This window comes from Loktanella atrilutea (assembly GCF_900128995.1).
Taxonomy (GTDB): Bacteria; Pseudomonadota; Alphaproteobacteria; order Rhodobacterales; family Rhodobacteraceae; genus Loktanella; species Loktanella atrilutea.
Genome location: NZ_FQUE01000004.1, coordinates 223,765 through 247,712 on the forward strand (window position 1 = coordinate 223,765; position 23,948 = coordinate 247,712).

The window sequence follows — 23,948 nt, forward strand, 5'->3', positions numbered from 1 at the left end:
GCCCCCATGTTCCTGAACATCGCCGTCGTCGCCGCCGTCGTGGCGGTGGCGTTTCTGCTGCTGTGGCCGCGCGTCGCCGCGGCACGGGTCTGGCGGGCCACGACGACGCCACTCGCGTCGATCATCGGCAGTGGGTTCCTTGTGCTGGGACCGTTGCTGGGCGCGTCCTACGGCATCTGGGCGATCGCGGTGATGGCGTTGCTGAACGCGGTGGCGTGGTGCTTCGGTGCCGCGATCCGGCAAAGCATCGCCGACCCGCGCCCGTCGCCGCGACTGGATCAGGTCGCCTCTGTCGTGTTGGCCTTCGCCTATGTCGTCTCGGTTGCCTATTACCTGAACCTGTTCGGTGCTTTCGGTGTCAGCCTGACGCCCTTCGACACGCCGCTGGCGGCGCGGGGGGTGACGACGGCGGTCTATCTTCTGATCCTCGTGGTCGGCTGGACCAAGGGGTTTTCCGCGCTGGAGCGAATGGAACAGGTTTCTGTCGGGGTGAAGCTTGCGATCATCGCGGGCCTGCTGGTGGGGCTTGCACTGGCGTTTGCCGGATCGGTCCGCACCGGCGCGCTGATCGTCAACCCGCCGACGCTGACTGCATGGTCTGCGATCACGCTGGCCTTCGGCCTGATCGTGACCGTGCAGGGGTTCGAAACCTCTCGCTTTCTGGGCGACAGCTACAGCCCGGCGATGCGGATCCGGTCGATGAAGCTGGCGCAGGCCGTCGCGGCGGCGATCTACATGGTCTATATCGTGCTGCTGGTGCCGCTGTTCCCGGCCTCGGACTACATCATTTCCGAAACCGCGATCATCGACCTGATGGCAGAGGTCGCGCCGGTTCTGCCGCTTCTGCTGGTGGCCGCAGCGCTGGCGGCGCAGTTCAGTGCGGCGGTGGCGGACACCAGCGGGTCGGGAGGGCTGCTGAAAGAGGTCTCTCGCGACCGGATCACGCCACGGATGGGCTACGCCCTGCTGGTGGCGGCGGGCGTGGTGATGACATGGACGCTGGACGTGTTCCAGATCATCGCCTACGCCAGCCGCGCATTCGCGCTTTACTACACCATTCAGGCGCTGATCGCGGCCCGCACGTCCTGGGGACGGGGGCGCAGACCCCGCGCGCTGGGCTGGGCCGCGCTGGCCGGGCTGGGGGCGCTGATCGTGGCACTGGGCCGTGCGGCAGAGGGCGGCTGATCAGACCCCGAGGCGGTCACGCAGCGCGTACCACGTCATGGCAAGCGTCAGCAGCGGCGGCCTGAACCGGGCGCCGCCGGGAAAGTTCGGGACCGGCAGCTTCGCCATCACGTCGAAGCGGTCGGTCTGGCCTAGGATCGCTTCTGCCATGACACGCCCGGCGAAGCCCGACAGGGCGACGCCGTGGCCGGAAAATCCGGCACCCGACAGCACGCCGGGCCCGACGCGCTGCAGGGCGGGGAGGCGGGTCATGGTGATGCCGAGCGTGCCGCCCCAGACGTGCGTCAGTTCCACCTTCGCAAGCTTGGGAAACAGAGAGACCATGCGCGCCCGCAGTGCGCCGCCGATGTCGTCGGGATAGCCCAGCGAATAGCTCTCGCGCCCGCCGAACAGCAGGCGGCGGTCTTCGGACAGGCGGTAATAGTTCACGACGAACTTCGAATCCGCGACGGCGACGTCGCGGCTCAGGATCTCGTCCGCGAGGTCGCCGAGCGGTTCGGTGGCCCCGATGAAGGAGTTGATCGGCATGACCTTGGCCGCGACCTTCCGGTTGAGGTCCGGCAGATAGCCGTTGCCGGCGAGGATGACATGGTCCGCCACCACGTGCCCGCGCCCGGTCTGCACCTTGACCGGGGTGCCGGCGCTGACGTGGTGGACCTCTGACCCTTCGTGGATGACGACGCCCGCCGCCTCTGCCGCCGCGGCAAGGCCGACGGCATAGCGCAGGGGATGGATATGGGCGGCCCCCATGTCGAGCCAGCCGCCCGCGTAGACATCCGTGCGCACGACGTCACGCAGCCCCGCCTTGTCCAGCGGCGTGATCTTGTCGTAGCCGTAGGTGCGCGACAGGTAGTTCGCCTCGGCATGGAGAGCGCGGCATTCGCTGTCCTTGTAGGTGCCGAAGGCGACGCCGGGGGTCCAGCGTGCCGCGGGCGCATGGGCTGCCAGCAGGTCGTGCAGGTCGGCCTTTGCCTGCTCGGCCGCATCCCAGAGCGCGCGGGCAGGGCCATTGCCGAGCTTCTTCGCCAGATCGATCTGGTGCCAGTTGTAGCCCGATCCGACCTGACCGCCGTTGCGCCCCGACGCGCCGAAGCCCGCGCGATGGGCGTCGAGCACGATGACCTTTCGCCCGGCCCGTGCCAGCCGCAGGGCCGCGGTCAGCCCGGTATAGCCCGCGCCCACGATGCAGACGTCCGCAGTGTGCCGGCCGCGCAGGTCGCGACGCTGCGGCGGCAGGTCGGTGGTGGCCGCGTACCAGCTTGCGGGATACTGGCCCGGCGCGTCGTTGCGATAAAGTGGGTTCATTCGATCACCGTCACGGGCTGCAGGTCTGCCCGGATACGCCGAACCGCCTTGGCCAGCGCCCCCGGACAGAGGACGAACCCGAGAGGCGTCGGTGTGTTCCGTTCCGGTCGATCAGACATTGAGCAGAAGGTGTTCGCGTTCCCATGGGCTGATGACCTGCAGGAATTCGTTGTATTCCGCGTGTTTCACGATGGAATAGACACGCGCGAATTCCTCGCCCAGCACGGCGTGGATGTCCTTTGCCCCGTCGAAGAGTTCCAGCGCGGCATAGAGCCCCTGCGGGATCTCGTCCTCGGAGGTATAGGCGTCGCCGCGGAACCGCTTGTCGGGCCAGATCTCGTTCTTCATGCCGAGGTAGCCGCAGGCCAGCGACGCCGCGATGCAGAGGTAGGGATTGCAGTCCATGCCGGCGAGGCGGTTCTCGACCCGGCGCGCCTCTGGCGGGCTGATCGGGATGCGGATGCCGGTGGTGCGGTTGTCGCGGCCCCATTCGAGGTTGATGGGGGCGGCGTGGTCGCGGACGTAGCGGCGGAAGGAGTTCACGTAAGGCGCGATCACGGCGATCACGGATGGCATGTGTTCCTGCAGACCGCCGATGAAGTGGAAGAAGTCGTCGGTCTCGCCGCCCTGGGGGCCAGTGAAGATGTTGCGCCCCTTGGCGTCCAGCACCGAATGGTGGACGTGCATGGCGCTGCCCGGCTCGCCCTCGATCGGTTTCGCCATGAAGGTCGCGGTGCAGTCGTGCTTCAGCGCAGCCTCGCGCAGCAGGCGTTTGAAGAAGAAGACCTCGTCCGCGAGCTTCACCGGGTCGCCGTGGCGCAGGTTGATCTCCAGCTGGCCGGCGCCGCCTTCCTGGGTGATGCCGTCGATCTCGATCCCCTGGATTTCGGCGTATTCGTAGATGTCGTCGATGACCGGGCCGTAGTCGTCCACGGCGGACATGGAGTAAGCCTGACGCGCGGCGGCGGGGCGGCCGGTGCGGCCCATCATGGGTTCGATCGCCTTGGCGGGGTCGATGTTGCGGCCGACGAGGTAGAATTCCATCTCCGGCGCCACCACGGGCGTCCAGCCTTCGGCCTTGTAAAGCTCGCAGACCCGCCGCAGCACGTTGCGCGGGCTGCATCCGATCGGGCGGCCCTTCTGGTCGAAGGCGTCATGGATGACCTGAAGGGTGCCGTCCTTGGTCCAGGGTGCCGCGGTGGCGGTCGACAGGTCGGGCCGCAGGATCATGTCGGGTTCAAGGAACCCTTCCGGCCCCGCCGCCTCGCCCCACTCGCCGGTGATGGTCTGGAAGAAGATCGAATTCGGCAGGTGGAAATGCGGCTGCTTGTCCCACTTGGCCGCCGGCACGGCCTTGCCGCGGGCGATGCCGGGCAGGTCGGCGATGACGCATTCGACCTCGTCCAGACGATTGTTTTCAAGATAGAGGCGCGCGGCCTCGGGGATTTCGTCGACCCAGCTCATGCGATGCTCCGTGTCTTGAAGAACCGGGCCATCTGGTCGGCGACGCGGGCGTTGTCGATCGGTTCATGCTCTGTCGCGCGGGCGGCGGCCAGCAGCGGGTCCGGCACGACGCCTTCGCCCCGTTCGTCGCCAAGGCGCCGGGTAAAGGCATTCTCGAATTCCGGATGGGCCTGCACGGTGAACACGCGGTCGCCGTAGACGAGGGCGGCGTTGCGGCAGAAATCGTTGGTCGCGACGACCGTGGCGCCGTCAGGGGCCTGCGTGACCTGATCCTGATGCCAGGCGTTCAGGGCGATGGTCTGTCCCTGCCAGTCGTAGGTCTGGCGACCCACGGCCCAGCCGGCGGCGAACTTCTCGACCTTGCCGCCAAGGGCCTGTGCCACGATCTGATGGCCGAAGCAGATGCCGACCATGGGGACGGCGGCGGCATAGGCATCGCGGATGAATGTCTCCAGCGGTGCGATGAAGGGGTGATCCTCGTAGGCACCGTGCTTGGACCCGGTCAGCAGCCAGCCGTCGGCGGCGTGGACGTCATCGGGGAATTCCATGTCGACCACGTTGTAGGTCACGAAGTCGAATCCGTGGTCGCCGAGGAGGGTCTTGAACAGATCCGCGTAATCGCCCGTATCAGGCCGCATCGCGTCTGGCGCGTGCCCGGTCTGCAAAATTCCGATTTTCATGGGTCACCTGCTGTTGATGGACGGCAACCTAGGACGGGCTTGCGGCAGGGGCAACCCGTCGCCGCGGCCCGCTAGCGGATGACCTGCGGTCTGATCCGCAGCTTCTTGCGGGCATCGGAGGGCAGGTGGCGGTTCAGGCGGGCGTTGATCGCCCCGAAGATCGTGATGACCGTCAGTGTCAGCAGGATGAAGTAGCCTGCGAGGATCGGGTAGGGGATGAAGGGGTTAAAGGTCTTGTCGGCGAAATAGCTGGCATAATAGAGCGCGTCGCCCCGTTGCTGCAGCGCCGGAAAGCCCGAGAAGAAGACCAGCGTCGTGGCGTGGAAGAGGAAGATCGCCTCGTTCGTATAGGCGGGCCAGGCGAGGCGCAGCATGGTCGGCCAGATCACCCGCCGGAACCGCGACCAGCCGGACAGGCCGTAGGCATCCGCCGCCTCCGTGTCGCCCTTGGGGATCGAGAGGAGCGCGCCGTAGAAGATCTCTGCCGAATAGGCGGCGGTGTTGAAGAACAGCACCACCAGCGCCCCCGCCCAGGCGGAGGTGAAGAGGCCGAAGGCCGGGACCGCGCCCTTGAGCGAGAGAAACAGGAAGTAGGCGAAGAAGAACTGGATGAAGAGCGGCGAGCCGCGGAAGATGAAGATGAACCAGTCGGCGGGCTTGCGCAGCAGGGTGTGACGCGAGGTCTTGCCCAAGGCCAGCGCCGTCGCCAGCAGGAAACCGGCGGCCAGGGCCAGCACACCGAAGTAGATGTTCCAGATCATGCCGGACCCGATCAGCGTGAACTGCTGGCAGAGGGTGAAATCCGCACGCGGCAGCAGGCGTTCGCCGATGCCGAGGCTGCGCAGCCCGTAGTCCGCAATGGTCTGCACGCAGCTCATGCGGCGGCCTTGCGTTGCGCTTCACCGCCCGCGGTGGCCTGCCCGCGGGTCAGCCGCGACATGATGCGCGACAGGACGACCTCTGACACCTTGGTGAGGGCGAGGTAGAAGATCAGAAGGGCGAGGAAATACCACATGCGCCAGTCGCCGTGGGGGTAGTCGGTGAAATTGGGCGTCTTGGTGCCGCCCAGTTCCCGCGCCCAGTAGACGATATCCTCGACCCCCAGCAGGAACAGCAGCGGCGTCGCCTTGATCAGCACCATCCACAGGTTCGACAGGCCGGGCAGGGCGTAGACCCACATCTGCGGCACGAGGATGCGGCGCGTGACCTGACGGCGGGACATGCCGTAGGCCTCTGCCGTTTCCAGCTGGCCGCGGGGGACGGCGCGCATCGCGCCGAACAGGACGTTGGCGGCAAAGGCGCCGAAGACGATGGAGAAGGTCAGCACCGCAAGACCGAAACCGTAGGTTTCGTGCACCCATTGGGCGGCATTGCCGAGCGGCATCTTGGCCTGCGGGCAGACGACGAAGTCGTTGCCCTGCCGCACCGGCTGGTCCCAGCCGGGGCAGAGCACCTTTTGCCGCAGGTATTCGATACCCTGATCGAGAGCGATGACGAAGAAGAGGAAGAAGGCGATGTCCGGCACGCCGCGCACGACGGCCATGTAGGTCTTGCCGAACCAGCGCAGGGGGGCCACCCGGCTGCGGGCGGCATTGGCGGCGCCGAAGCCCAGCAGCAGCGCAAGCGGGGCCGTGATTGCCAGCAGCAGCAGCACGGTCCCCACGGACCAGTAGATCCCCATGTGCTTGCCCGTCGTCAGGTAGCAAAGGAGCCACGGCAGGCCAGACAGGCTGGCCGGGTCTGCGCAGGAGCTGAAAATCGGCGGGATCCCTGACTGCTGTCTTTTGAGTTTATCTTGTCAGATGAAGGCGATGCGCCGCGCGTCACCGGGACGCGCGGCGCATGTGTCCTAGAACGGAGCGGAGCCGGGCAGCATGTCGGTGATCAGCGTGTTCAGGCTGCCGTCGTCCTTCATCGACTGGATGGCAGTGTCGAACTTAGCCTTCAGCTCGGTATCGCTCTGACGCAGGCCAAGACCGATGCCGCCGCCGATCAGCACGTCGTCACCGGCGAAATCGAGGTCGGCTTCCGCCTCTGCGATGGGGGCGAGGTAGGCCTTGTCGGCCAGCACCGCGTCGGCCTCGCCGTTGCGGACGGCGGACACGGCTTCCTCTGGCGTGGCGAATTCCAGCAGGGTCGCGTCGGGCATGTCGGCGGCGACGTAGCCCGCCTGAATCGTGCCGGTCTGGGCGGCGATGATGCCCGACGACAGGTCGGCGTCACCGTTCATCGCGACGAAGGCGCTGGGATCGGGCTGGGTATAGGGGTCGGAGAAGGCGATGACCTCTTCCCGCTCCGGCGTGATCGACATGCCGGCAATGATGACGTCGTAGTTGCCGGACACGAGGTTCGGGATGATGCTGTCCCAGTCGTTGGTGACCCAGGTGCAGTTCAGCTCGGCGCGCTTGCACAGCTCGTCGCCCAGCACGCGCTCGAACCCGTCGACCTCTCCTGCGTCGTTGATGAAGTTGTACGGAGGGTAGGCGCCTTCGGTCCCGAGGCGGATCACGTCCTGTGCCATGGCGGATCCGGCAAGCAGCGACAGGGCTGCGGCGGTGAGTGTCAGTTTCATGCGGTGTCGTCTCCCGTTGGATGGGCCGGCGTTGCGGCCCGTTGATCGGCGAAGGGTTAAGCGAAAAGTGGCTGATGGCAAGAGGGGGCGGTTTGACGTTGCGTCAGGCGGGGACGCTGGCCGACAGGAAGCCGCGCAGCCGGTCGGTCTGCGGATTGCTGAAGATGTCGGCAGGGGCGCCCTGTTCCTCGATCAGGCCCTGATGCAGGAACACGACGTGGTCGCTGACGTCATGGGCCATGCGCATGTCGTGGGTCACGATCAGCATGGTGCGGCCTTCCTCTGCCAGCGCCTTGATGACGCGCACCACCTCCTGCTCCAGCTCGGGGTCGAGGGCGGAGGTCGGTTCGTCGAACAGGAGCGCCTTGGGTTCCATGCAAAGCGCACGGGCGATCGCCGCCCTTTGTTGCTGACCGCCTGATAATTGGGCAGGATAGGCATCGGCCTTGTCACCGATTCCCACCTTGTCGAGATAGCGGCGGGCGGCGTCGGCGACCTCTGCCCGGTCGCGTTTCAGCACCGTCAGGGGCGCCTCCATCACGTTCTGCAGGATCGTCATGTGCGCCCAGAGGTTGAACTGCTGGAACACCATCGACAGGTTCGTGCGGATGCGGATCATCTGGGCATGGTCCGCGGGGCGGCGGTGCAGCCCCTCGCCCTTCCACTTCACCGGTTCGCCGTCGAAGACGATGTCGCCCTGCTGGCTGTCCTCCAGCAGGTTGGCGCAGCGGAGCAGGGTCGACTTGCCCGACCCTGACGATCCGATCAGCGAGACGACGTGGCCCGCGGGGGCGGTGATGTCGACGCCCTTGAGGACCTCGAGCGAGCCGTAGGCCTTGTGCAGGTTGCGGATCGCGATGACGGGAGGCTTTGCTGTGTTCATGGGGCCGAATTAGGCCGCAGAACGCGGGGATTTGCAACGGGGTCCGTGCGCGGTCAGGCCTGACCCTCGATCCGGATGCGGATCGCGTTGCTGTCCTGATCGGTGACGCCCAGCATCGGGGCGACCATGCGCATGATGCTGTCCTCCTGCGCGTCGCGGCTGCCGTCGGCCAGCACGATCTGCCACATCGCCTCGATCACGGACAGGCGATGATCGTAATCCACCGCGTCCTTGATCGCGCGGGTAAAGCGGACGGTGTCGGGCGCCTGCGATTCGAGGTCCTCGCACTGCAGGCGCAGGTCGGAGGCGTCGGTCAGGCCGTAGCGGCGGCAGAGGATGGCCTCGATCCGTTCCTTCTCGACCGGTTCGTAGCGGCCGTCGGCGCGGGCGAGGCGGACCAGCAGGGCACCCAGCGCAAGACGGGCGTCGCCGTCGGGCATCCGGTCGGGGGCGGGGGCGGCCATGCGCCGAAGGAGATCTGCAAACATGGGCTTGTTATAGGGCCGGGGCGGGGGCGCGGAAAGGGCGGCCGGTCAGGTCTGGGGTTCCACCCGCGCAAAAAGCCGTGACAGGGCCTTTGCCTCTTCGACGAAGCCGTAGGGCGGATTGACGACGAAGAGGCCGGAGCCGACCATGCCGTGACCGGGCCGCGCGGGCGGAAAGTTCACGGTATGAGAGATCGCATCGGGAAACTGGCGGTGCAGGGCGCGCAGCATCGGCCTGTGCCGGGCGTCGGTCAGGACCGGGTACCACAGCGCCAGAACCCCCACCGGCCAGCGGCGGTGCAGCTTGCGCAGGAACTCGGGCACGTCGTCGTAGTCCGATTTCACCTCCCAGCTGGGATCGCAGAGGAGCAGGCCGCGGCGCGGGTCCGGCGGGCAGCGGGACAGGGCCATGGCCAGACCGTCGGTCTGGCTGACGGTCACGCCGGGCAGGGCGGTGCGCAGGGCCGCGGCCTCTGCCGGGTGCAGTTCGGCGAGCGTGATCTCGTCCTCGAACCGCAGGGTTGTCTGCGCGATCAGGGGGCTGCCGGGATAGACCTGCGGCCCGTGATCCGCGCGGACCCTCGCCAGCGCGCGGGCAAAGGGGTGATCCGGCGCGAACCAGTCCGCGGCCAGCGCGATGCCGCGCGCCGCCTCGCCGGTCTTGGTGGCCTCCGGTCCCGACAGGTCATAGAGCGCGCGGCCGGCGTGGGTTTCGAGATACGACAGCGGCTTGGGCTTGCGCGTCATGTAGTCCAGCATCCACGCCAGCAGGGCGTGCTTGTGGACGTCGGCCATGTTGCCCGCGTGATAGGCGTGTTGATATGATAGCATCACTCTGCCCTAACGTGCTTTGGCAGCGTCGTGAAGCCTTGCCGGTCGGGGCTTTGCTGTTAGTGTCCCCGCAATCCTGATCCCAGTCCTGAAAGCCAGCACCATGACCCTTTCCCGCCTGCTGCCCGCAGTCGTCCTCGCGGCACTTCTGCCGGTCGCGGCCGCAGCCCAGAACACCTTCTCCATCGGCCTCGGCCCGCAGATCCAGCCGGGCTACTTCGGATCCTCCGACTACGAGACCGGGATCGGCGGCAGCTTCGACATCCAGGAGCTGAATATCGGGCCGCTGCACTTCGGCGACTCCAACGGGGTGGACGCGATGGGGTTAGGCTTTACCGGATCGCTGGGCTTCATCAACGAACGCAACGGCGTGAAATACCGCGAGCTGGCGGGCACCGACCCGATCGATGCCGCCATCGAACTGGGCGGCGGCATCACCTACACGGCGCAGAACTACTACCTCTTTGCCGTGGCGCGTTACGGCGTGACCGGGCACTCTGCCCTCGTCGGCGACATCGGCGCCGATGCGATCTTCCGCCCCTCCGACCGGCTGGAGCTGCGGGTCGGTCCGCGCCTGTCCTTCGCCGACGACGAATTCGCGCAGCAGTATTTCGGCGTGACCGCGGCCGAGGCCGCCCGGGCGAAGGCGCTGGGGTCGCGCGTCGGGCAGTTCACGCCAGCGGCCGGCTACGACGCCAAGGGCGGACTGCTGGGTCAGGGGGTCGAGGCCTCTGCCGTCTACGACTTCACCCCCGACTGGTCGATGAAGGCGCTGGTGCGCTACGACCGGTTCGTGAACGACGCCGAGGACAGCCCGATCGTGCGGCAGGGCAAGGATTCGATGACCTCTGCCGGGCTGGTGCTGACGCGGCGCTTCAGCTTCTGAGCGACGGCGGTGCGGCGCTGTCGGCCCTGACGGGCCGAGGCGCCCCGCCCGCCGTCCCCTGCGACAGGCGCGTCCGGCTGCGGACGCGCCTTTTTCGTGTCCGGGTGTTGCGGAAGGAGATGCGTGGGGGCGCCGCGCCCGTACCCCCGAGATATTCTCGACCATGGCAAGAGGGGGCTGGCGGGGGGCGGGCGCGCTGATTTCAGAGGCCGAGGGGGTATCGGGGCGATGCGCGGGGGCGCTGCCCCCGCACCCCCGAGGTATTTTCGACGAGAAGAAGGGGGGACGTCAGACCAGGCGGCTGTTTTCCACGGCGGCGCGGACGAAGTCGGCGAAGAGAGGGTGGGGGGCGAAGGGTTTCGACTTCAGCTCCGGATGGAACTGGACACCGATGAACCACGGGTGGTCGGCCCATTCGACGATCTCCGGCAGCTTGCCGTCGGGCGACATGCCGGTGAAGCACAGGCCCGTCGCTTCCAGCTTTTCGCGGTAGCGGGTGTCGACCTCGTAGCGGTGGCGGTGGCGTTCCTCGATCGCCGTGGTGCCGTAGACATCGGCCACGCGGGATCCTTCGCGCAGGACCGCGTCGTAGGAGCCCAGCCGCATGGTGCCGCCCTTGGCGTCGTCGGCCTTGCGCGCGACGGTCTGGTTGCCGCGGATCCATTCCTTCAGGTGGTAGACCACCGGTTCGAACCGGCGGCTGCCGGATTCGTGGTCGAATTCCTCCGACCCGGCGGTGGTCAGGCCCGCGACGTTGCGCGCAGCCTCGATCACCGCCATCTGCATGCCGAGGCAGATGCCGAGGTAGGGCACGCCCTTTTCGCGTGCGAACTGCGCGGCCTTGATCTTGCCTTCGGTGCCGCGTTCGCCGAAGCCGCCGGGCACGAGGATCGCGTGGAAGCCTTCGAGGTAGGGGGCGGCATCCTCGCGGTCGAAGAGTTCGGCGTCGACCCAGTCGATCCGCACCTTGACCCGGTTCGCCATGCCGCCGTGGGTCAGCGCCTCTGCGATGGATTTGTAGGCGTCTTCCAGCTGCGTGTACTTGCCGACGATGGCGACGCTGACCTCGCCCTCGGGGTTGTGGATGCGGTCGGCCACGTCGTGCCAGACGGCAAGGTTCGGCGCCGGCGCGGGCGAGATGTTGAAGGCGTCGAGCACCGCCTGGTCGAGGCCCTGCGCGTGGTAGGCCAGCGGCGCCTCGTAGATCGACTTGAGGTCGTAGGCGGCGATGACGGCGTCCTTGCGGACGTTGCAGAAGAGGCCGATCTTTTCCCGCTCACGCTCCGGGATCGGGTGTTCGGACCGGCAGACGAGGATGTCGGGGGCGAGGCCGATGCTGCGCAGCTCCTTGACCGAGTGCTGCGTCGGCTTGGTCTTCAGCTCTCCGCTCGCGGCGAGGTAGGGCAGCAGCGTGAGGTGCATGAAGATGCACTGGCCGCGGGGCTTGTCCTGCGCGAACTGGCGGATCGCCTCGAAGAAGGGCAGGCCCTCGATGTCGCCGACGGTGCCGCCGATCTCGCAGAGCATGAAGTCGACCTCGTCCTCGCCGATGCGGATGAAGTCCTTAATTTCGTTGGTAACGTGGGGAATGACCTGGATCGTCTTGCCAAGGTAGTCGCCGCGCCGTTCCTTTTCCAGCACCGTCGAATAGACCCGGCCGGAGGAGATGGAATCGGTCATCCGCGCCGCGACCCCGGTGAAGCGTTCGTAGTGCCCGAGGTCGAGGTCGGTTTCCGCGCCGTCGTCGGTCACGAAGACCTCGCCATGTTCGAAGGGGGACATCGTGCCGGGGTCGACGTTCAGGTAGGGGTCGAGCTTGCGCAGGCGGACCGTGTAGCCGCGGGCCTGCAGCAGTGCGCCGAGGGCGGCGGAGGCGAGGCCCTTGCCCAGGGACGACACGACGCCGCCCGTAATGAAAATGAAACGTGCCATGGAAGGGCCCCCGTGGGTGTCAGAATTGCAGACTGCGAACCCCTTGGGATCGCATCATCACGGGATTTGAGGATAGCCCGAAAAGGCCACCCGGCGCAACCCGTGACGCAAGATCATGATGTGCCGCGCGCAGGCGCGGCAACGTCTAGTGGGCGGTGCGGCGTCAGTTTCCGGCCGGCGCCGGCGCGGTATCGCCGGCGGCAGGCGCATCCGCAGCCGGGGCCGCATCGGCAGGCGCCGCATCGGCGGGGGCAGTGTCGGACGGGGCTGTCGCAGCGGGGGCCGTATTGGCGGGGGCTGCTTCAGTCGGGGCCGTATTGGCTGGGGCGGTGGCTGCGGGTGCCTCCGTCGCCGGCGTCTCTGCGGCAGGTGCGTCAGGTGTCGTGTCGGGTGCCGCGGCATCCGGTGCCGGCACGGTTGCGTCGGCGGGCGCCGTCGCCGCGGGGGCGGCATCGGTGGCGCCGGGCGTCAGGGACGCATCGTTCGCCGGCGGCGGAAGGAGATCGTTGCCGAGGCCCGGCGTGGCGGGCGCGGCCGGTTCCGACACGGGCGCATCCTGCAGCCGGTCGACGACCGAGGCGCCGGCCGCATTTTCTGCCGCGATGATGGTCAGCGCGATCGAGGTCGCGATGAAGCACAGGGCCAGGATCCATGTCACCTTGCCCATCGCCGTCGGCGCGGGCCGGCTGCCGGTGGCGCCGCCGCTGCCGCCCATGCCCAGACCGCCGCCCTCTGACCGCTGCAGCAGCACGGTCCCGATCAGCGTCAGCGCGAGGATCAGGTGGATGACAAGGACGACGTTTTCGTATTGCATGACGAAGGGGCCTGCGGGTTGCCTGCGGTTCGGCGCTGTCTATGCCGAAGGACCCCATGCCGCAACCCCAAAGCACGGCGCGTCCGGGACCGCCTGTCAATGGCGGAATGGCGCGATCCGGCGCCGGGCGGGCGGCTTTGTGGCTCCGCTTCGCCGTGCCGCATGTTTTTCGGTTTCATGACCCCGCCGGGACGCATATAGCGGTCAGCGGAATTTCCGGCAGAGGACCTGGTATCATGGCAAACGTTGTCGTCGTCGGCGCCCAGTGGGGCGACGAGGGAAAAGGCAAGATCGTCGACTGGCTGAGCGAGCGGGCCGACGTCGTCGCCCGCTTTCAGGGCGGTCACAACGCCGGTCACACGTTGGTCATCGACGGCACCGTCTACAAGCTGCACGCGCTGCCCTCTGGCGTGGTGCGCGGCGGCAAGCTGAGCGTGATCGGCAACGGCGTGGTGCTGGACCCCTGGCACCTGCTGAAGGAGATCGAGACGATCCGCGCGCAGGGCGTCGAGATCACGCCCGAGACACTGATGATCGCCGAAAACACGCCGCTGATCCTGCCGTTCCACGGCGAGCTTGACCGTGCGCGGGAAAACCAGGCGGATGTCGCCAAGATCGGCACCACCGGGCGCGGCATCGGGCCGTGCTACGAGGACAAGGTCGGGCGCCGGGTGATCCGGGTCGCCGACCTCGCCGACGACGCCACGCTGGAACTGCGGGTCGACCGCGCGCTGGTGCACCACGATGCCCTGCGCCGCGGGCTGGGGCTGGAACCGATCGACCGCGACGCCCTGCTCGCACAACTGCGGGACGTCGCGCCGGCGATCCTGGAATACGCGGCCCCGGTCTGGAAGGTGCTGAACGACCGCCGGAAAGAGGGCAAGCGTATCCTGTTCGAAGGGGCGCAGGGCGCGCTGCTGGACATCGACTTCGGCACCTATCCCTTCGTGACCTCGTCCAACGTGATCGCCGGGCAGGCGGCGACGGGCACGGGCGTCGGACCGGGCGCCATCGACTTCGTGCTGGGCATCGTGAAGGCCTATACCACCCGCGTCGGCGAAGGCCCTTTCCCGACCGAACTGAAGGACGCCGACGGCGAGAAGCTGGGCGAGCGCGGCCACGAGTTCGGCACCACCACGGGCCGCAAGCGGCGCTGCGGCTGGTTCGATGCGGCGCTGGTGCGGCAGACCTGCGCCACCTCCGGCGTGTCGGGGATCGCGCTGACCAAGCTGGACGTGCTGGACGGGTTCGAGACGCTGCGGATCTGCACCGGCTACGACCTTGACGGGACCACGCTGGATTATCTGCCGACCGCCGCCGACGCGCAGGCCCGCTGCACTCCGGTCTACGAGGAAATGCCCGGCTGGTCCGAATCGACCGAAGGCGCGCGATCGTGGAACGACCTGCCCGCGCAGGCGATCAAGTACGTCCGCCGGATCGAGGAACTGATCGATTGCCCCGTCGCGCTGGTCTCGACCTCGCCAGAGCGGGAGGACACGATCCTCGTCACCGATCCCTTCGCGGCGCGATGAACGGCTGGTTCGCCAACCTCAGCTACCGCGCCCGCAAGCGGTGGGCGCTGGTGATCCTCGTGATCGGTCTGCCGGCCTATATCATCGTGGCGGTCACCGTGACCTCGACGCTGGACCGGCCGTCGATCTGGCTGGAACTGGCGATCTATGTCGGGCTTGGCATCCTCTGGGCCTGGCCGTTCCGCAGCATCTTTCGCGGGATCGGTCAGGCGGACCCGGACGACCGCGACGACTGAACGGTATGTCGGACAAGACGAAAGGCGGCAGGAGTGATCCCGCCGCCTTTCTTCGTTCCGAAGCGGCCGACGTCAGCCGCCGGCGACCATCGACTCCGGCCGGAAACGGGTGCGGGCCGACACCGCGAAGCGGCCGTTGCGCACCCGTTCGATGCGGCCCTGGCGCAGCAGCGTGCCGAATGACCGCAGGCCGTCCTCGCGGCTGAAATCCTCGGCCACGGTCTGCTTGACCTTCTGCATGATGTGCGGGCGCGAGAAATCCTCCGACCCTTCGACGAAGGCCGTGTAGGCGGCCGCCGCTTCCAGCAAGTCCTGCAGGCTGGTCGCGCCCATCTGCGCGGCGAATTCGGCGAAGTTGCCGACATCATGCGCGGTCGTGGCCGCGGCGGCAGGTGTCGCGATGCGGCGCGGCTGCACCGGTTCCGCCGGTGCGGTATCGACGAGGTCGATGCGCTGGCTCGCCACCAGTTTCAAGGGCGCGGGACGCGGACGCTCCGACCGCTCGGTCGCGGCCTCGGGGCGGGACGCACGGCGGGGCTGCACGACCTTCTGCAGGTCGTCGCGGAACACGTCTTCGGTGGTGGCGCGGTCGGACTTCGGTTCGCCCAGCTGGCGCGCGGCCTCTGTCGCGGCCACGGCGGCCTTGAGGTGGGCGATCGCGTTGCGGCGGCGGCTCGCCTCGGGGTCGGCGAGTTCGTCGTCGGCCTGCGACATGATGCGCGACATTTCCGCCTCGGAGGTGCCGGGCAGGGGGTCGCGGCGCGCCTTCGGGTGGGCGTCGTCCTGCGCCGCTGCGTGGTCGGCGTCGGTTTCGGCCGGTGCCGTGGCGGCGCGAAGGACCTGCGCGGCCTCCTGCTCCGCGGCGAGGGCCGCGAGCTCGCGCTGCAGATCGGCCTCGTCGTCTTCCGACAGGGTGCTTTCGATGGTGTCGGGGTCGAAGTCCATCAGGTCTTCGGCGCCATCGCGGGCCGCGACGGAATCGGCGAAGTCGTCTTCGTGGCTGGACGACGGGGTGTCATCGGTCCGGGTTTCGTCCGCGGCGGGGGCGTCCGGGACGATCGCTGCGGCCGAGGTCTCGGATGTGGCGGGCGCGTTGTCGTCTGCCGGGGCCTCGGGGAAGGCGGCTTGGGACGGGGCCGGCGTCGCGGGTGTGACCGCGGCGGGCGCCGGTGCCGTGGACGGCTGTGGCGGGATCGCGGCCTCGGGATCGCGGGGGCGGCGGGTGACGCGCAGGATCCGGCCGCGGGGGGCGGCAGGCCGCACGACCGGCGCGACGACGGGCGTGGGGTTGGCGGCGGCATCGGCGTCGCGCGGCGCCGTATCGCCGCCGTCGTCGGGTGTCGCGGCCGCCACGGGTGCAGCTACCGCCTGATCCCGCGGGGTCTGGCGCAGCCCGGCCCGCCGCAGGTTGCGCAGCACGGCAGAGATCTGGTCGTCGGTGTCATCCGTGGCGTCGGTCGCTGCGTCTTCGGACGCCTCGTCGGTCGTGGCGGAATTGGTGATCTCCTCGGCCGACGTCACGGCGTCGCCGTCGGTCTCGACCTTCGCGGCGTCCTGTTCGGCCGCATCATCGACCCTGTCCCGGGACGGGTCCCCATCATTCCCGTCTGCTGCGTCGAGGGCGTCGTCGGCCCCGGCATCGGGCAGCGGGACCGGGTCCGTTCCGGTGGCGGCCGGCGCGACGTCGATGTCGGCTGTGCCTTCGCGGCTCTGCACGGTGTCGCCCGGCGTAGGTTCGGCCTTGGGCGACGTCGGCGCCGACAGGCCCATCCCGTCGCCCCCGGCGTCATCCTGATCCTCGGCATAGGCAGAGGGCGTCGCGAGGGGCACGCCGCCGACCACCGCGCGGATCCGCTGCAGCTTGGCCGCGACGCTGTCCGCATCGGGGTGCGCGGGGACCACCGTCCGCGGTGGCGCGGCAGTGACGTCAGGGCGTGTGTCGGCGGCCACCTCGGCGGTGTCATCGGCGACATCCGCATCCTCTGCCGAAGCACGGGCCAGCTCTGCGGCGCGGGCGACGGCGGGACGCTGCTGCGGCGGACGCGGGGCGGGCGGCATCGCCGGCGCAGGGTCCTGCACGGCGACTGGCGTCTCATCCGCCTCCGCCTTTGGGGTAAGGGTTTCGATATCCGCGGCAGCGGCGGCATTCGCGGGCTGCAGAAGGTCCGCGACCTGTGGCGCCGGCGCCTTCTCTGGCGCGGCCTGTGCCGGTTCCACCTGCGGCTGCGGTGCGGCAACGGGCGTGTCGGCCACCTGCGGCATCGACGCCCCGGGGTCCGGTTCGCTGGCGCGCAGGACGATTCCCGTGGTGCTCGACCGCATCTCCACCCGGCGCGAGATCTCGCGCTCTGCGATCCGGGTCAGCATCTCTGCATCGGGCGTCGGCGGCTCTGCCCCGAAATAGCGGTCGCCCGCGGCCAGGTCGCGGAAGTATTCCGCGATCGCCTTCATCGTCGAGAAGGAATCATCGAATCCCTCCAGTGTGCACGAGAATGTGCCATAGGAAACGGTGAGAATCTTGCTCGACTCAACCATGATTTCGCTCGCTTTCTGCCACTCCAGGTGAGAGCCTGTTTACCAGCAATTGGATCGCAAAGCGGCACCGGCAGGCGGTTGCGACGGGTTGATTTCGTGTCCCTTTCAAGGAATGTCGCCCGAAAGAGGACAATACCCCATGATCCAGCCGATTGTTCACGCAGCGACTCCTGTCACGCTTCTGGGCGGTGCCGATATAGACGCGGGCGACCTTAACATGTGCCTGCGCCTTGCGCCAATGGTCGTGGCCGCCGACGGCGGCGCGGACCATGCGCTGCGGGCGGGACGGTCCCCCGTCGCGGTGATCGGCGACATGGATTCGCTGACCGAAGCCGCCCGCACGGCCTTTGCCGCCGTGCTGCATCCGGTGGCAGAGCAGGATACCACGGATTTCGAGAAATGCCTGACCCGCATCCGGGCGCCCCTGATCCTTGCGGCGGGATTCCTCGGCGGGCGGCTGGATCACACGTTGTCGACGCTGGGTGTGCTGGCACGGTTGCGGGCCTGCCATGTGGTGCTGGTCACGCGGGACGATGTCTGCGTCCTGCTGCCCGCGGGCGAAAGCCTGTGGCCGCTGGCGGCGGGGCTCCGTCTGGGCGTGCTGCCGCTGGGCGCGGCGCGGGTCAGCAGCGCGGGGCTGCGCTGGGATCTGAACGACCGTGCGATGGCGCCGGACGGGCTGGTCAGCAGTTCCAACGCGGTGGCGTCGGACCCGGTCAGGCTGCAGGTGGCAGGCCCGGTCCTGCTGACCCTGCCGCGACAGGCCGCAGGGGTCGTGACAGACGTCGTTCTCGGACGATGACGTAAAGCCCCGCGGCGACGGTGACGACGATGCCGAAGGCCGCAAGGCCGTTCGGCAGGTCGCGGAACATCACCCAGCCGATCGCGGTGCCGAAGGGGATTTCCAGATACTGCATCGGGGCGAGCGTGGCGGCGGGGGCCAGCCGCAGGCTGGCGGTCATCATCAGCTGCGCCACCGTGCCCATGATTCCCATCACCGCCAGCATCGCAAGGTCAGAGGACGCGGGCAGGGCCGTCAGTCCGCGGTCCGGGACCAGCAGGACGGCGAGGCCGACCAGCACGCTGGCCTGCCAGCCGCTGATCGCCTGCATCCGCAACGCGCCCACCCGGCGCGAGATGTGGCGCGTCACCAGCATGAAGCCGGCGAAGCAGACCGCGACCCCCAGCGGCAGCAGGGCCGCGGCGCCGACGGCGACGAAATTCGGCTGGATGACCAGCAGTGTGCCCACGAAACCCACGGCGCAGGCGCCAAGGCGATGCGCCCCCACCGCCTCGCCCAGCAGCGCCCAGCCCAGCAGCAGCGCGATGAAAGGCATGACGAAGGCGATCGCCAGCGCGTCGGCCAGCGGCAGCACCCGCAGGGCCGCGAACATCAGGCCCATGCCGCCGATGTGCAGCACGGTGCGCAGGGCGACCAGACCGCGGGTGCCGCGGGGCGCGCGCAGGCTCTCGCCCTGCCACAGGGCCGCGACCCCGAGGAAAGCAGCCTGCGTGACGAATCGCGACAGCATCAGGATCAGCAGGCCGGTGCCGGTGCCCAGAAGCTTGGCCATGCCGTCGCCCAAGGGCGCCAGAACGCAGAACCCCAGCATCAGCAGGATTCCCGCGAAGGGACGGTCGCCGGTCACGGGACGGGCTTCTGCACGTCGCGTGGCGACAGGTTCTGGGGCGTTAGACCCACGGCGATCGCCAGCGTCGCGGGCTGCCGTGCCGTCTGACGCTCTCGCGCGATGATGTAGAGGCCGGAGGCCACGATGACGGCGATCCCGGCCCATGTCAGCAGGTCGGGAAAGTCGCCGAAGACGGCATAGCCGAGGGCGACGGCGCTGACGATCTCGAGGTAGTGCAGCGGCGCCAGCGTCGCCGCGGGGGCGGCGCGCAGGGCATAGGTCATCATCAGATGCGCCACCGCCGACGCCGCCCCGACCCCGGCGAGCCAGACCCAGCCGAGGCCCTGCGGCCAGACGGGCGACAGGGTGGGCCAGTCGCGACCGGCGGCGAGCAGCATCACCGGCAGGCACAGCGCCATCGCGACGGTGGAGGTATGGAACTGCATCGCGACCGGGTGCATCCGCCGCGACAGGCTTCGCGTCACCAGCATGTAAAGCGCGAAGGACAGCGCCGTGCCGAGGGGGAACAGCGCCATCGGGCCGAAGGCCGCGAGGCTGGGCCGGATCACGAGCAGCGATCCGGCGAACCCCACGACGCAGGCGGCGATCCGGCGGGGTCCGACCGGGTCGGCAAAGATCAGGTGACCGAGGATCAGCAGCAGGAACGGCTCGACGAAGGCGATGGCGAGCGCGTCGGCCATGGGCATCACCGTCAGTGCCGCGACGAAGCAATAGGTCGAGGCGATCAGGCAGAGCGCCCGGGCCGCGAGGGCCCGGCCCGCCCCCGCCGGCCACCGGACGGACTGCCCCAGCAGCAGGCAGACCGGCGCCATCAGCGCCGCCTGCACGACGAAGCGCGCCGTGGTGATCTGTCCGACCGGCAGGCTCTGACCTGCCAGCTTGGACGCCGCGTCGATCAGCGGTGCCGTGGCGCAGAACCCCAGCATCAGGACGATCCCGGGCAGGATGCGATCGGCCCGGGTCACGGGCGGTGTCCGAATTTTCGGCGAAAATTCGGCGGCCTCTGGCCGACGGGATCGCCCGGGCATGACAACGGGCTGCCACCTGGCGGGATCATTGCGGCCGGCGTCACGGGGCGGGTTCCGAATTTTCGACGAAAATTCGGCGCCTGGGGGTCAGCAGTTCGGAACATTGACCGCCAGCCCGCCGAGGGAGGTTTCCTTGTACTTCTCGCTCATGTCGACGCCGGTCTGGCGCATGGTCTCGATCGCCGCGTCCAGCGGCACGAGGTGTACGCCATCGCCGCGCAGGGCAAGGCTGGCGGCGCTGACCGCCTTGATGCAGCCCAGACCGTTGCGTTCGATGCAGGGGACCTGCACCAGCCCGCGCACCGGGTCGCAGGTCATGCCAAGATGATGCTCCAGCGCGATCTCGGCCGCGTTCTCGATCTGCGCCGGGCTGCCGCCCAGCACGGCGCAGAGGCCGGCGGCGGCCATGGCGGCGGCGCTGCCTACCTCTGCCTGGCAGCCGCATTCGGCGCCAGAGATGCTGGCGTTGAACTTGATGAGGCCGCCGATCGCAGCCGCCGTCAGCAGAAAGTCCGGCACCCGCGACACGGCCGCACCCGGCACGTGATCCAGCCAGTAGCGGATCGTGGCCGGCACCACGCCCGCAGCGCCGTTTGTCGGTGCCGTGACCACCTGACCGCCGGCGGCGTTCTCCTCGTTCACCGCCATGGCATAGGCGGACATCCAGTCGTTGATCGTATGCGGTGCGGGCTGGTTCAGACCGCGTTCCGCCAGCAGGGCGTCGTGGATGCCCTTGGCCCGCCGGCGCACCTTCAGCCCGCCGGGCAGGGTGCCCTCCGTCGTCAGGCCGCGGTCGATGCAGGCGGACATCACCGCCCAGATCCGCTGCAGCCCGGCGTCGAGGTCCTTGCCGCTGCGCCGGCTCAACTCGTTCTCGCGCTTCAGTTGCGCGATGGTCTTGCCCGCGCCTTCCGCCATGTCCACCATCTGCGCGGCAGTCCGGAACGGCCATGGCACCGGCGGTCCGTCGTCGGTGTCCTTTCCGGCAGCCAGTTCGCCGTCCGTCAGCACGAAGCCGCCGCCGACGGAATAGTAAGTCACCTGGGTCACCGTATCGCCTTCGGCGTCCAAGCCCTTGAAGATCAGGCCGTTCGCGTGGCCGGGCAGGGCGGGGCCGTAGTCGAAGATCAGGTCGTCCCTGGGGTGGAACCGCAGCACGGGCAGGCCGTCGGGCGTGATCGAGTGCGTCGCGTTCACCGCCGCCAGCGCCGCCTCTGCCGCGTCGGCGTCGTAGGCGTCGGACCGGATCCCGGCAAGGCCGAGGATCACGGCACGGTCCGTCGCATGGCCGACGCCGGTAAAGGCGAGTGACCCGTGCAGCGAGGCACGCACGCCCGCCACGGAAAACGGTTGCGCGCGCAGGTGATCGAGGAAACGCGCTGCGGCCACCATCGGGCCGATGGTGTGGGAGGACGAGGGGCCCACCCCCACCTTGAACATGTCGAAGACGGAGAGGAACATCAGATCGGGCGTCCTTCGGGCGGATTGGCCGGGTGCGGCGCGGAAAAGGGTGTCGGGCCCAGCCCTTCGGCCCGCGCGGCGGCCTGCGCGGCGGGCATCGCCTCGAACACCTGCGCGAAAAGATGCAGGCGCGGCCAGCGGCCGAGGTCGTACCAGTCGGTCTGACCGCCGTAGAGCGCGGGCCAGCGCAGCATCGGGGCAAGGTAGCACATCTGCAGGACGTGGTCGGGGACCCATGCGTCCTCCAGCAGGTCGAGGTGTGTGGCGATCCGGTGCCGGGCGGCGTGGCGCAGGCTGGCGGGGGCGGCGGGCAGGTACTGGTCGGGATAGAACAGGCTGCGCAGGGTCGGGTGCAGCGTGTTCGCCATCCAGAACAGCCAGCTGAGCGCCTGACCCCGCGCCGGCGCGTCCGGGGCGGGAAACAGGCGGCCGGGGGTCCGGTCCGCCAGCCAGAGCAGGATCGCCCCCGTCTCGAACACCGGGCCGTGCGGCGTGTCCAGCGCGGGGATCAGCCCGGCAGGGTTGATCGCGAGATAGGCGGGCTGGCGCTGTGCCGCGTTCGCCCGGTCCACAAGGGCGGTCGTGTAGGGGATGCCGCCGAACTCCAGCGCCAGCCGCACGCAGAGCGAGGCGTTGTCGGGGGCGTAATGCAGGCGCAGGGATTCCATGCGGCGACACTAGCCGTCCCTTGGGGCGGCGTCAGTCCGAAAGCGACGTGTTACGGGCGGGCACGGCCATCGGCGAACCGGCCCTTGCCCCGCAGGGCGCCATCCTCCACCCCGATCCGGTGCCAGAGCATCGCGGCGTTCAGCACAGTGAAGACCAGCGCCACCCAAGTCAGGCCCAGCACCATGGGGGCCACGATGATCTCTGCCACCACCAGTGTGTAGTTGGGATGCGGGATGAACCGGAACGGACCGCGTGCGACGAGCGGTTCATCCAGCACGATGATCCGGGTCGTCCAGCGAGATCCGAGCGTGCCGAGGATCCAGACCCGGAACACCTGCAGCACGGCGTAAAGCGCCAGCCAACCCATGTGCAGCGGCCGGTCCCAGCCGAAGACGAGCAGCGCCAGCACCCAGGCGGTATGCAGGGCCACCATGACCGGATAATGCCCCGCCCCGACCTCGCGCGCGCCGCGGGCCAGCAGGCGGGCGGTGTTGCGGCGGGCGATGACAAGCTCGCCCAGCCGCTGCAGGACGATGAACCCCAGGAACAGCGCCGTTCCGGTGGTCACGCGGTCACCGTGATCGGCAGCAACGACGCGGTGAACCCCGGCCCCAGCGCGCAAAGCGCCAGCCGGCCCGTCTGCCCTGCCGCCAGCACCCGTTTCAGCACGAAGAGCGCCGTCGGCGCGGACATGTTGCCGAAGTCGCGCAAAGTGGCGCGTTCCGCGTCCAGCGCGCCGGGGGTCAGCTGCATCGTCGCCTCGATCGCTTCCACCACCTTGGTGCCGCCGGGGTGACAGACGAAACGGTCGATCTGGTCAAGCGGAATGCCGGCCTCGGCCAGCATCGACAGGACGGCCGGGCGGAATTCCTCTGCCACGAAGCCGGGGATGGACCGGTCGAAGATGACGCCAAGGCCCGTGTCGTCCACGTCCCAGCCCATGATCGGCAGGGTATCGGGAAAAAGGTGCTCGTGTCCCTCGTGCAGGACGACCTCTCCGCCGTCGCCGGTGCCGCTGCCGATGACCGCCGCCGCGGCGCCGTCACCGAAGAGGACGGTCGCGATCACGTCGGCCTTCTGCAGGCGGTCGGTGCGGAAGGACAGCGAACAGGTCTCGACCGTGACCATCAGGACGGTGCTGCCCGGATCGGCCGCCGCGAGCCGTCGCGCGATGGACAGTCCGGACACGCCGCCGGCGCAGCCCAGACCGAAGACCGGCACGCGGCGGACGTCGCGGCGGAACCCCATCTCGCGGTGGGCCTGCGCCTCCAGCGTCGGGGTCGCGATCCCGGTCGAGGAGACGGTGACGATGGTATCCACCTGATCCGCCGCGATCCCGGCCGCCTGCAGGGCGTCCGTCGCCGCTGCGATGAACAGCGCCCTGGCACCGGTCATGTAGGCGGCGGACCGGTCGGCCCAGCCATGATCCGCGGCGAACCACGACAGGGGCATCACGGAATAGCGCGTATCGACGCCCGCGTTCTCGAAGGCGGGCACCATCTTCTCGAAGAAGGGATATTTCGGCGCAAGCAGCCGTCGCGCCTGATCCAGGACCTCGGACTGCGGCAGGGCATGAGGGGGAACTGCGGTGCCGATACCCCGAAGCACCGTGCCGGGCCGCGTGCCGTATGACGTGCGGTCCAGCGGGGAAACCTGTTGCAACATGTAAAGAACCTCTCGCGCGATGTAAGGGAACGTCGGCCGGTCGCGCCCGGTTCCGGGCGCCCGACGCGACGGTTCCGGGACAGGCACGTTTCCCCCTCGCCTGCAGGGGGGGCGGGGCCTATAACACCTGCGT

At 68.7% G+C, this 23,948-nt stretch carries 23 protein-coding genes; 5 read left to right on the forward strand and 18 right to left on the reverse strand.

Annotation, left to right across the window (positions count from 1 at the left end; translation table 11 throughout):
- The first annotated feature begins 6 nt into the window (after positions 1–6).
- Entirely contained in the window at positions 7–1,185 is a 1,179-nt protein-coding gene (locus tag BUA54_RS10835; protein WP_072857268.1) for a hypothetical protein, read from the forward strand.
- Here BUA54_RS10835 and BUA54_RS10840 read toward each other — a convergent pair whose 3' ends face one another.
- The 9 genes from BUA54_RS10840 to rlmJ form a co-directional block, all read right to left on the reverse strand.
- Positions 1,186–2,490 carry an NAD(P)/FAD-dependent oxidoreductase gene (locus tag BUA54_RS10840; protein ID WP_072857269.1) on the reverse strand — a complete coding sequence of 435 codons (1,305 nt, stop codon included), beginning with the start codon at positions 2,488–2,490 and terminating at the stop codon, positions 1,186–1,188.
- A gap of 111 nt (positions 2,491–2,601) precedes the next feature.
- Complete coding sequence (locus tag BUA54_RS10845) at positions 2,602–3,954, reverse strand: glutamine synthetase family protein (RefSeq protein WP_072857270.1); 1,353 nt, start codon at positions 3,952–3,954, stop codon at positions 2,602–2,604.
- Positions 3,951–4,634: a type 1 glutamine amidotransferase gene (locus BUA54_RS10850; protein ID WP_072857271.1), complete on the reverse strand. Its 684-nt coding sequence runs from the start codon at positions 4,632–4,634 to the stop codon at positions 3,951–3,953. The genes BUA54_RS10845 and BUA54_RS10850 overlap by 4 nt, the downstream gene beginning before the upstream one ends.
- 71 nt (positions 4,635–4,705) lie before the next feature.
- Positions 4,706–5,512 (reverse strand): ABC transporter permease, encoded by an 807-nt coding sequence (locus tag BUA54_RS10855; protein WP_072857272.1) that lies wholly within the window; start codon positions 5,510–5,512, stop codon positions 4,706–4,708.
- Positions 5,509–6,393 carry an ABC transporter permease gene (locus BUA54_RS10860; protein WP_072857273.1) on the reverse strand — a complete coding sequence of 295 codons (885 nt, stop codon included), beginning with the start codon at positions 6,391–6,393 and terminating at the stop codon, positions 5,509–5,511. The genes BUA54_RS10855 and BUA54_RS10860 overlap by 4 nt, the downstream gene beginning before the upstream one ends.
- 90 nt (positions 6,394–6,483) lie before the next feature.
- On the reverse strand, positions 6,484–7,206 hold the full coding sequence (locus BUA54_RS10865; protein ID WP_072857274.1) for a transporter substrate-binding domain-containing protein: 723 nt from the start codon (positions 7,204–7,206) through the stop codon (positions 6,484–6,486).
- Positions 7,207–7,309: 103 nt separating this feature from the next.
- Entirely contained in the window at positions 7,310–8,089 is a 780-nt protein-coding gene (locus BUA54_RS10870; RefSeq protein ID WP_072857275.1) for an ABC transporter ATP-binding protein, read from the reverse strand.
- 53 nt (positions 8,090–8,142) lie between these two features.
- Positions 8,143–8,577, reverse strand: a complete 435-nt coding sequence (locus BUA54_RS10875) for a tellurite resistance TerB family protein (protein WP_072857276.1) — start codon at positions 8,575–8,577, stop codon at positions 8,143–8,145.
- Between the two features lie 45 nt (positions 8,578–8,622).
- Positions 8,623–9,405: a 23S rRNA (adenine(2030)-N(6))-methyltransferase RlmJ gene (rlmJ, locus tag BUA54_RS10880; RefSeq protein ID WP_072857277.1), complete on the reverse strand. Its 783-nt coding sequence runs from the start codon at positions 9,403–9,405 to the stop codon at positions 8,623–8,625.
- A 103-nt stretch (positions 9,406–9,508) separates the two neighbouring features.
- Here rlmJ and BUA54_RS10885 point away from each other — a divergent pair, with 103 nt between their 5' ends.
- Positions 9,509–10,291, forward strand: coding sequence for a MipA/OmpV family protein (locus tag BUA54_RS10885; RefSeq protein WP_072857278.1), 783 nt, complete (start codon positions 9,509–9,511; stop codon positions 10,289–10,291).
- A gap of 288 nt (positions 10,292–10,579) precedes the next feature.
- Here the strand turns inward: BUA54_RS10885 and BUA54_RS10890 are convergent, their stop codons facing one another.
- Both BUA54_RS10890 and secG read right to left on the reverse strand, forming a co-directional pair.
- A complete protein-coding gene (locus BUA54_RS10890) occupies positions 10,580–12,223 on the reverse strand; it encodes a CTP synthase (RefSeq protein ID WP_072857279.1) in 1,644 nt (547 codons plus the stop codon).
- Between the two features lie 163 nt (positions 12,224–12,386).
- Positions 12,387–13,037 carry a preprotein translocase subunit SecG gene (gene secG, locus BUA54_RS10895; RefSeq protein ID WP_072857280.1) on the reverse strand — a complete coding sequence of 217 codons (651 nt, stop codon included), beginning with the start codon at positions 13,035–13,037 and terminating at the stop codon, positions 12,387–12,389.
- 236 nt (positions 13,038–13,273) lie between these two features.
- Between secG and BUA54_RS10900 the strand changes: the two genes are divergently transcribed.
- Positions 13,274–14,569, forward strand: a complete 1,296-nt coding sequence (locus tag BUA54_RS10900; RefSeq protein ID WP_072857281.1) for an adenylosuccinate synthase — start codon at positions 13,274–13,276, stop codon at positions 14,567–14,569.
- A complete protein-coding gene (locus BUA54_RS10905) occupies positions 14,566–14,805 on the forward strand; it encodes a DUF2842 domain-containing protein (protein ID WP_072857282.1) in 240 nt (79 codons plus the stop codon). The genes BUA54_RS10900 and BUA54_RS10905 overlap by 4 nt, the downstream gene beginning before the upstream one ends.
- 72 nt (positions 14,806–14,877) lie before the next feature.
- Here BUA54_RS10905 and BUA54_RS10910 read toward each other — a convergent pair whose 3' ends face one another.
- The gene (locus tag BUA54_RS10910; RefSeq protein WP_072857283.1) at positions 14,878–17,340 is read right to left on the reverse strand and encodes a hypothetical protein; all 2,463 of its coding nucleotides are present in this window, start codon (positions 17,338–17,340) and stop codon (positions 14,878–14,880) included.
- 139 nt (positions 17,341–17,479) lie between these two features.
- Between BUA54_RS10910 and BUA54_RS10915 the strand changes: the two genes are divergently transcribed.
- Positions 17,480–18,142 carry a thiamine diphosphokinase gene (locus tag BUA54_RS10915; protein ID WP_072857284.1) on the forward strand — a complete coding sequence of 221 codons (663 nt, stop codon included), beginning with the start codon at positions 17,480–17,482 and terminating at the stop codon, positions 18,140–18,142.
- Here the strand turns inward: BUA54_RS10915 and BUA54_RS10920 are convergent.
- From BUA54_RS10920 to BUA54_RS10945, 6 genes are all read right to left on the reverse strand, one after another.
- A complete protein-coding gene (locus tag BUA54_RS10920) occupies positions 18,057–18,989 on the reverse strand; it encodes a DMT family transporter (RefSeq protein ID WP_072857285.1) in 933 nt (310 codons plus the stop codon). The two genes, BUA54_RS10915 and BUA54_RS10920, sit on opposite strands and share 86 nt — an antisense overlap.
- Entirely contained in the window at positions 18,986–19,957 is a 972-nt protein-coding gene (locus BUA54_RS10925; protein ID WP_281250642.1) for a DMT family transporter, read from the reverse strand. The genes BUA54_RS10920 and BUA54_RS10925 overlap by 4 nt, the downstream gene beginning before the upstream one ends.
- 150 nt (positions 19,958–20,107) lie before the next feature.
- Entirely contained in the window at positions 20,108–21,481 is a 1,374-nt protein-coding gene (locus tag BUA54_RS10930; protein WP_072857287.1) for an L-serine ammonia-lyase, read from the reverse strand.
- Positions 21,481–22,149: a glutathione S-transferase family protein gene (locus BUA54_RS10935; RefSeq protein WP_072857288.1), complete on the reverse strand. Its 669-nt coding sequence runs from the start codon at positions 22,147–22,149 to the stop codon at positions 21,481–21,483. The genes BUA54_RS10930 and BUA54_RS10935 overlap by 1 nt, the downstream gene beginning before the upstream one ends.
- Before the next feature lie 50 nt (positions 22,150–22,199).
- Positions 22,200–22,718 (reverse strand): isoprenylcysteine carboxyl methyltransferase family protein, encoded by a 519-nt coding sequence (locus BUA54_RS10940; protein WP_072857289.1) that lies wholly within the window; start codon positions 22,716–22,718, stop codon positions 22,200–22,202.
- On the reverse strand, positions 22,715–23,815 hold the full coding sequence (locus BUA54_RS10945) for a type III polyketide synthase (RefSeq protein ID WP_084114321.1): 1,101 nt from the start codon (positions 23,813–23,815) through the stop codon (positions 22,715–22,717). The genes BUA54_RS10940 and BUA54_RS10945 overlap by 4 nt, the downstream gene beginning before the upstream one ends.
- Positions 23,816–23,948: the final 133 nt, after the last annotated feature.

Coding starts and splice junctions, on each gene's coding strand:
- BUA54_RS10835 (WP_072857268.1), top strand. CDS start 7: ATGTTCCTGAACATCGCCGTCGTCGCCGCCGTCGTGGCGGTGGCGTTT.
- BUA54_RS10840 (WP_072857269.1), bottom strand. CDS start 2,490: ATGAACCCACTTTATCGCAACGACGCGCCGGGCCAGTATCCCGCAAGC.
- BUA54_RS10845 (WP_072857270.1), bottom strand. CDS start 3,954: ATGAGCTGGGTCGACGAAATCCCCGAGGCCGCGCGCCTCTATCTTGAA.
- BUA54_RS10850 (WP_072857271.1), bottom strand. CDS start 4,634: ATGAAAATCGGAATTTTGCAGACCGGGCACGCGCCAGACGCGATGCGG.
- BUA54_RS10855 (WP_072857272.1), bottom strand. CDS start 5,512: ATGAGCTGCGTGCAGACCATTGCGGACTACGGGCTGCGCAGCCTCGGC.
- BUA54_RS10865 (WP_072857274.1), bottom strand. CDS start 7,206: ATGAAACTGACACTCACCGCCGCAGCCCTGTCGCTGCTTGCCGGATCC.
- BUA54_RS10870 (WP_072857275.1), bottom strand. CDS start 8,089: ATGAACACAGCAAAGCCTCCCGTCATCGCGATCCGCAACCTGCACAAG.
- BUA54_RS10875 (WP_072857276.1), bottom strand. CDS start 8,577: ATGTTTGCAGATCTCCTTCGGCGCATGGCCGCCCCCGCCCCCGACCGG.
- rlmJ (WP_072857277.1), bottom strand. CDS start 9,405: ATGCTATCATATCAACACGCCTATCACGCGGGCAACATGGCCGACGTC.
- BUA54_RS10885 (WP_072857278.1), top strand. CDS start 9,509: ATGACCCTTTCCCGCCTGCTGCCCGCAGTCGTCCTCGCGGCACTTCTG.
- BUA54_RS10890 (WP_072857279.1), bottom strand. CDS start 12,223: ATGGCACGTTTCATTTTCATTACGGGCGGCGTCGTGTCGTCCCTGGGC.
- secG (WP_072857280.1), bottom strand. CDS start 13,037: ATGCAATACGAAAACGTCGTCCTTGTCATCCACCTGATCCTCGCGCTG.
- BUA54_RS10900 (WP_072857281.1), top strand. CDS start 13,274: ATGGCAAACGTTGTCGTCGTCGGCGCCCAGTGGGGCGACGAGGGAAAA.
- BUA54_RS10905 (WP_072857282.1), top strand. CDS start 14,566: ATGAACGGCTGGTTCGCCAACCTCAGCTACCGCGCCCGCAAGCGGTGG.
- BUA54_RS10910 (WP_072857283.1), bottom strand. CDS start 17,340: ATGGTTGAGTCGAGCAAGATTCTCACCGTTTCCTATGGCACATTCTCG.
- BUA54_RS10915 (WP_072857284.1), top strand. CDS start 17,480: ATGATCCAGCCGATTGTTCACGCAGCGACTCCTGTCACGCTTCTGGGC.
- BUA54_RS10930 (WP_072857287.1), bottom strand. CDS start 21,481: ATGTTCCTCTCCGTCTTCGACATGTTCAAGGTGGGGGTGGGCCCCTCG.
- BUA54_RS10935 (WP_072857288.1), bottom strand. CDS start 22,149: ATGGAATCCCTGCGCCTGCATTACGCCCCCGACAACGCCTCGCTCTGC.
- BUA54_RS10945 (WP_084114321.1), bottom strand. CDS start 23,815: ATGTTGCAACAGGTTTCCCCGCTGGACCGCACGTCATACGGCACGCGG.